This is a genomic window from Blastomonas sp. (assembly GCF_041747255.1).
GTDB lineage: Bacteria > Pseudomonadota > Alphaproteobacteria > Sphingomonadales > Sphingomonadaceae > Blastomonas.
The window spans coordinates 1-5,537 of sequence record NZ_JBGTFM010000034.1 but is presented as its reverse complement, the minus strand read 5'-3'; the positions used below and the strand labels follow the sequence as shown (position 1 = coordinate 5,537).

At 59.0% G+C, this 5,537-nt stretch carries 4 protein-coding genes and 1 pseudogene; 2 read left to right on the top strand and 3 right to left on the bottom strand.

The window, feature by feature from the left end; genetic code table 11:
• Nucleotides 1–345 (top strand): annotated as a pseudogene (locus ACEW8G_RS01225) (amino acid permease); the annotation flags it as partial.
• 72 nt (nucleotides 346–417) lie between these two features.
• Here ACEW8G_RS01225 and ACEW8G_RS01220 read toward each other — a convergent pair.
• The 3 genes from ACEW8G_RS01220 to gyrB all read right to left on the bottom strand — a co-directional run bounded on the left by ACEW8G_RS01220 (nucleotide 418) and on the right by gyrB (nucleotide 4,783).
• Nucleotides 418–1,722 carry a multidrug effflux MFS transporter gene (locus ACEW8G_RS01220; protein WP_373486630.1) on the bottom strand — a complete coding sequence of 435 codons (1,305 nt, stop codon included), beginning with the start codon at nucleotides 1,720–1,722 and terminating at the stop codon, nucleotides 418–420.
• Between the two features lie 48 nt (nucleotides 1,723–1,770).
• Nucleotides 1,771–2,169, bottom strand: coding sequence for an NUDIX domain-containing protein (locus tag ACEW8G_RS01215; protein WP_373486629.1), 399 nt, complete (start codon nucleotides 2,167–2,169; stop codon nucleotides 1,771–1,773).
• A 91-nt stretch (nucleotides 2,170–2,260) separates the two neighbouring features.
• On the bottom strand, nucleotides 2,261–4,783 hold the full coding sequence (gene gyrB, locus ACEW8G_RS01210; protein ID WP_373486628.1) for a DNA topoisomerase (ATP-hydrolyzing) subunit B: 2,523 nt from the start codon (nucleotides 4,781–4,783) through the stop codon (nucleotides 2,261–2,263).
• A 163-nt stretch (nucleotides 4,784–4,946) separates the two neighbouring features.
• Here gyrB and ACEW8G_RS01205 point away from each other — a divergent pair, with 163 nt between their 5' ends.
• The gene (locus tag ACEW8G_RS01205; protein ID WP_373486627.1) at nucleotides 4,947–5,453 is read left to right on the top strand and encodes a hypothetical protein; all 507 of its coding nucleotides are present in this window, start codon (nucleotides 4,947–4,949) and stop codon (nucleotides 5,451–5,453) included.
• The last annotated feature ends 84 nt before the right edge of the window (nucleotides 5,454–5,537 follow it).

Below are 5,537 nucleotides of genomic sequence, written 5' to 3'. Positions count from 1 at the left end.
CCGGTCGGCCAGCTCGCGGATATCGCCAACGCCGGGACGCTCTACGCGTTCTTCATGGTGGCAATTGCGGTGATGATGCTGCGCAAGATCGAGCCTAACCGGCCACGCAGGTTCAAGACGCCTGCTTTGTGGCTGGTAGGCCCGCTGACGATTGCAGGCTGCGTCTTCCTGTTCGTCAATCTGCCGTTCGAAGCGATGATCGTGCTGCCCGTCTGGGCGGCGATCGGCCTGGTGATCTACTATCTCTACGGTTACCGGATGAGCCATGTGGGCAAGGGCATCGTCGAGTTCCACGAAGATGACCCCGAGATCGTCCACAATCCCGGCCTGACGCCGCCGGAATAAGCCGAAAGCAAGGCCGGTCCGACCTATCCGATTAGCCCGCGCAAACCCATCCGGTCTGCGCGGGCTTTTTGGTCAGTATGGTGATTTGGGACAGGTGCCCGGGCGGCGAAAAAGCTTTCCCTGCTCGGCCCATGCGATGATCAATAGCGCTGCAACGCCGCAGGCAAAGAATCCGATCGCCATCGGTACTGTCGTGCCATCGAATGCCTGCCCGATGAACGCCCCGATGCCTGCACCAAGCACGGTGCGCAATGCCATCTGGAACGAAGATGCCGCCCCAGCCATCGCACCGAACGGCTCCATCGCGATAGAACCGAAATTCGCGCCGATAAAGCCGACCATCGCCATATTCAGGGCAACGATTACCAGGAAGAGGCCCATTGGTTCATGCGGCAGGTAGGCCGCGCCGATCTGTACGAGCGAGAGGACGATAAAAGCCAGCAGCGCGGTCTGCGACACCCGCCGCGCTCCGAACCGTTCAACGATTTGGCTGTTAAAGAAACTTGAGACCGCCATTGAGCCGGCGACTGCGGCAAACGCATAGGGAAAAACGTCGGCGGCACCAAATACATCGGCAAAGACCTGCTGCGAGCTGTTGAGAAACCCGAACATCGCCCCCATCACCAGCCCACCGGCCGCCACATGACCCAATCCGGTGCGATTGAAGATCACCTTGGACCATGTGCTTGCAATCACATCGATCCGGATCAGGATGACATGTTCGGGCTTCAGTGTTTCGGGCAGCCGCAACCAAACCCATGTGCCCACCGCTGCACCCATCACCGAGAGCAACAGGAATATCCAGCGCCATTCGGCGAAATACAGGATCAGCTGGCCAATCGTGGGGGCAAGCACCGGCACCGCCATGAACACCAAAAAGATGATCGACATGAACCGCGCCATCTGGTCACCGGAAAAAATGTCGCGGATGACGGATACCACCAGCACGCCCATCGCCGCAGCGGCAAATCCCTGTGCAAAGCGTAACGCAAGGAATGTGTCAAAATCCGGGGCAAATGCGCAGGCCGCGCCAAACATTACATAAAACACGGTCGAGAGAATCAGCACCGGTTTGCGACCAAAGCGATCCCCGATTGGCCCGTAGAACAGCGACCCGAGCCCCATGCCCATCAAATAGCTGCTGATCACATATTGGCGGCGGTTGGGGTCTGTGATGCCAAACGCCTCGCCGACCGCTGGAAAGGCCGGCAAAATCGCATCAATGGCAAGCGCATTCAGCGCCATCAATGCCGCCATCATGGCAACCAGCTCGCGGGCACCCAGCGGCATGTCTTTGGGTGTTGGTGTTGCGATATCGCTCACCATCGGGCGGTCGTCACGATTATTTTGCATTGCACTATATAGAACGCTGGGCATTTAAGTTGCCATTGTTCTTTGCGGGGGTTGGATGGCGATCCTGATGGCTCACCAATCAGCGGCTGGCGGCAGCCCATCGCGGATTTCGATGACGCGACGACGCGACGCATCGGACAGGTTGGCAGGCAAGGCACCCAGTGGGAAGAAGGTCGCTTCCAGCAGTTCGTTGCCATCCGCTTTTGGCGCATCGGTGGTTTCGCCAACAACGACTGTAATGTGATCGGGCCAACCCTCTTGTGTTGAAACAAACGAACCATGTTCGCGCACATTGATGAGGCGGCAGGCGGTTTCTTCCATCGCCTCGCGCATGCCGGCCTCAATCGCGCTCTCACCTCGATCAATACCGCCTCCCGGCAGCATGAACAAATGTGGAGATTGATAGCTGTGGCGAATCAACAACACGTGGTCACCGCGCAGTGCCACCGCTTTCACGCCGCGGGTTTTCACCTGTAATGTTCGCCGCCACGTAACCCGCAATCGCTGCGCAACAATGTAGGCAAGGTGGATAAGTCTCAAGGTGCCTGCACCTCATCCGCCGTTATACATCGAGGTTGGCGACGTTGAGCGCATTTTCCTGAATAAATTCGCGGCGCGGCTCAACGACATCGCCCATCAACTGGGTAAACACCTCATCAGTGATGTCTGCGTCATCGACCTTGACCTGCAGTAGCGAGCGGTGGTTGGGATCGAGCGTGGTTTCCCAAAGCTGCTCGGCGTTCATCTCGCCCAGTCCCTTGTAGCGCGCGATCGCCAGCCCTTTGCGCCCGGCGGCGAGGATTGTTTCGAGCAGCACCGACGGCCGGTTGATGGTCACGCCGGTGGCGATCGCTGCCATTTCTTCCGCCTCTTCGCTATCCGCGCCAGCTTCGCTTTCGACAGGCACGGCTGTGCTCGCTTTGACCAGGCGGCTGGGGTTCAGATACATCTCAGCAAACTCGCCGGCGACGCGGTGCAGCTTGCGTGCCTCTGCGCTGTTCAGGAACGGCAGGTCGATGACGTGATGGTCGGTCACGCCGCGCCACCAGCGCTCCAGATGATAGCCGCCCTCAACTGACAGCTCGCCTTTCCAGCGTGCTTCAGGGTCAGCGCCGCCCATCCAGGTCGTCGCAGTATTCACTGCAGCGAGCCGGTCGCTCTCGGGCATGTCTGGTGACAAAGCCCCAGCCAGCGCCAATCCTTCGATGATCAGCGGATCGTAACGGCGCGGCACATAAGCCATCAGGCTTTTCATTCGCCGGGCATGTTCGACCAGCTCACGCAGATCATCGCCGCTGCGCGCGCCTCCGACCGTTTCGAGCATTCGGCCCTGCAGCCCGGCATCGACCAGATACTGGTCAAGCGCATCATTGTCCTTGAGGTAAACCTCGCTCTTGCCCTTGGCGACCTTGTAGAGCGGCGGTTGCGCAATGTAGAGAAATCCACCGCGAATGATTTCGGGCATCTGGCGGTGGAAGAACGTCAGCAGCAGTGTGCGGATATGCGCGCCATCGACGTCGGCATCGGTCATGATCACGATCTTGTGATAGCGCAGCTTCTCGATGGTGAAATCGTCGCGGATGCCCGTGCCCATCGCCTGAATCAGCGTGCCGACTTCCTTTGACGAGATGATCCGGTCAAAGCGCGCGCGCTCGACATTGAGGATCTTGCCCTTGAGCGGCAGGATCGCCTGATAGTGCCGGTCGCGGCCCTGCTTCGCCGATCCACCTGCGGAGTCTCCCTCGACGAGGAAAAGTTCGGATTTGGCGGGGTCGCGCTCCTGACAGTCAGCGAGCTTGCCGGGTAGCGAGGCGATGTCCATCGCGCCCTTGCGCCGCGTGAGTTCGCGCGCTTTTTTTGCAGCTTCACGGGCAGCGGCGGCATCAATAATCTTGGCGACGATCGATTTGGCGTGACCGGGATTTTCCTCAAGCCATTCGGCCATCTTGTCGGCCATCAGGCTTTCGAGTGGTTGGCGAACTTCGGATGAGACCAGCTTGTCCTTGGTCTGGCTGCTGAACTTTGGGTCGGGAAGCTTGACCGAAACGATAGCGGTCAAGCCTTCACGCATATCATCGCCGGTGAGCGAGACCTTTTCCTTTTTCAACAGGCCGGATTTCTCGGCATAATTGTTGAGTGTGCGGGTCAGCGCGGCGCGGAAGGCCGCCAGATGGGTGCCGCCGTCGCGCTGCGGGATGTTGTTGGTGAAACACAGCACATTTTCATAATAGCTGTCGTTCCATTCGAGCGAGACATCGATGGTGACATCGTCGCGCGAGCCTGAAATCGCGATTGGGTCAGGCATCAGCGGCTGCTTGTTGCGGTCCAGCCATTTTACGAACGCGGCAATCCCGCCTTCGTAATACAGGTCATGCTCCTTGGGCTCGGCATGGCGTTCATCGCGCAGGATAACGCGCACGCCCGAGTTCAGGAACGCCAGCTCGCGATAGCGATGCTCGAGCTTTTCGAAGTCATATTCGGTGACGTTCTTGAACGTGTCCTGCGAGAACTGGAACCTCACCTGTGTGCCCTTCTTGCCTTCAGGCGCGGGGCCAAGCTCCTTCAGCGGCGCTTCGGAATCGCCATGGCGAAAGCGCATCCAGTGTTCCTGGCCATCGCGCCAGATGCGCAGCTCAAGCCATTCGGACAGTGCATTGACAACACTCACGCCGACGCCATGCAGACCGCCGGAAACTTTATATGCGTTGTCGTCGCTGGTATTCTCAAACTTACCACCCGCGTGCAGCTGGGTCATGATCACTTCGGCTGCTGAAATACCCTCTTCGGTGTGAATACCAGTCGGGATGCCGCGACCATTGTCTTCAACGCTCACCGAATTGTCAGGGTTTAGAGTGATCAGCACCCGGTCGCAATGGCCAGCAAGCGCCTCGTCAATTGCATTGTCGGAAACTTCGAACACCATATGGTGCAGGCCCGAACCATCATCGGTATCGCCGATATACATGCCGGGGCGCTTGCGCACGGCATCAAGGCCTTTCAACACCTTGATCGAATCTGCACCATAGCTGTTGGTATTGGCGGGGTTCTGGTTGTTCTCGGTCGATTTTTCGTGGATGTCTGTCATAAAGTCGTCATAGCTGCTGGGCTACGGATTCCCAAGCGAAACCGCCCACAATCTACATATTTTAAACATGAAAAATCAACAATTTACCTGCTTTCTGGTCAAGGGAGTGCCAAGTCGGCGCTGGCTGCTTGAACCTCTGGGGCGATAACCTATAACCAATGTCATGAAACCAGCATTTGCATCGCTTTTTGCCCTTACACTCCTGATCGGTGCCTGCGCCGATCCTGAACCCACGCAGGAGCGAGCGCCGGGCGGCGAGCGGGCAGGTGAACGGTTGGGCCCGTCCAACACCAGCCCTTCGGCGCGCGCCGTCACAATCGGTGAAGGCGGCTCACGCTTCGCGGCCTGCGCCGGGCGCGGCCGGGTGGGATCGTTGCGCGGTGGCGAACTGCCGGTGCGTGACGCGCCGTTTGATGCTGCCAAGCAGGTGGGTGCTCTGCAAGAGGGCGCACAGGTCTATATCTGCACCCGCAGCCTCGACCAGCAGTGGCTGGGGGTCGTCATTCCACCCGCCGCAGCAAGCCCGCCTGACGCGGCATCTGATGCAGAGGCGGCCGCACCGTCCGTCGACTGCGGCGTTTCGGCTCCGGCCCGTGCGAAACGCGCGTATGATGGGCCATGCGACAGCGGCTGGGTGGAAAACACCTTTGTCGCAGCTGTGGCGAGCTAACGCGATCTTCGCTTTCGCCATGACAGACCACTTGCCATAACAATACGCAACCGGACGAGAAATCCTGATCTGGCACGTGGCCAG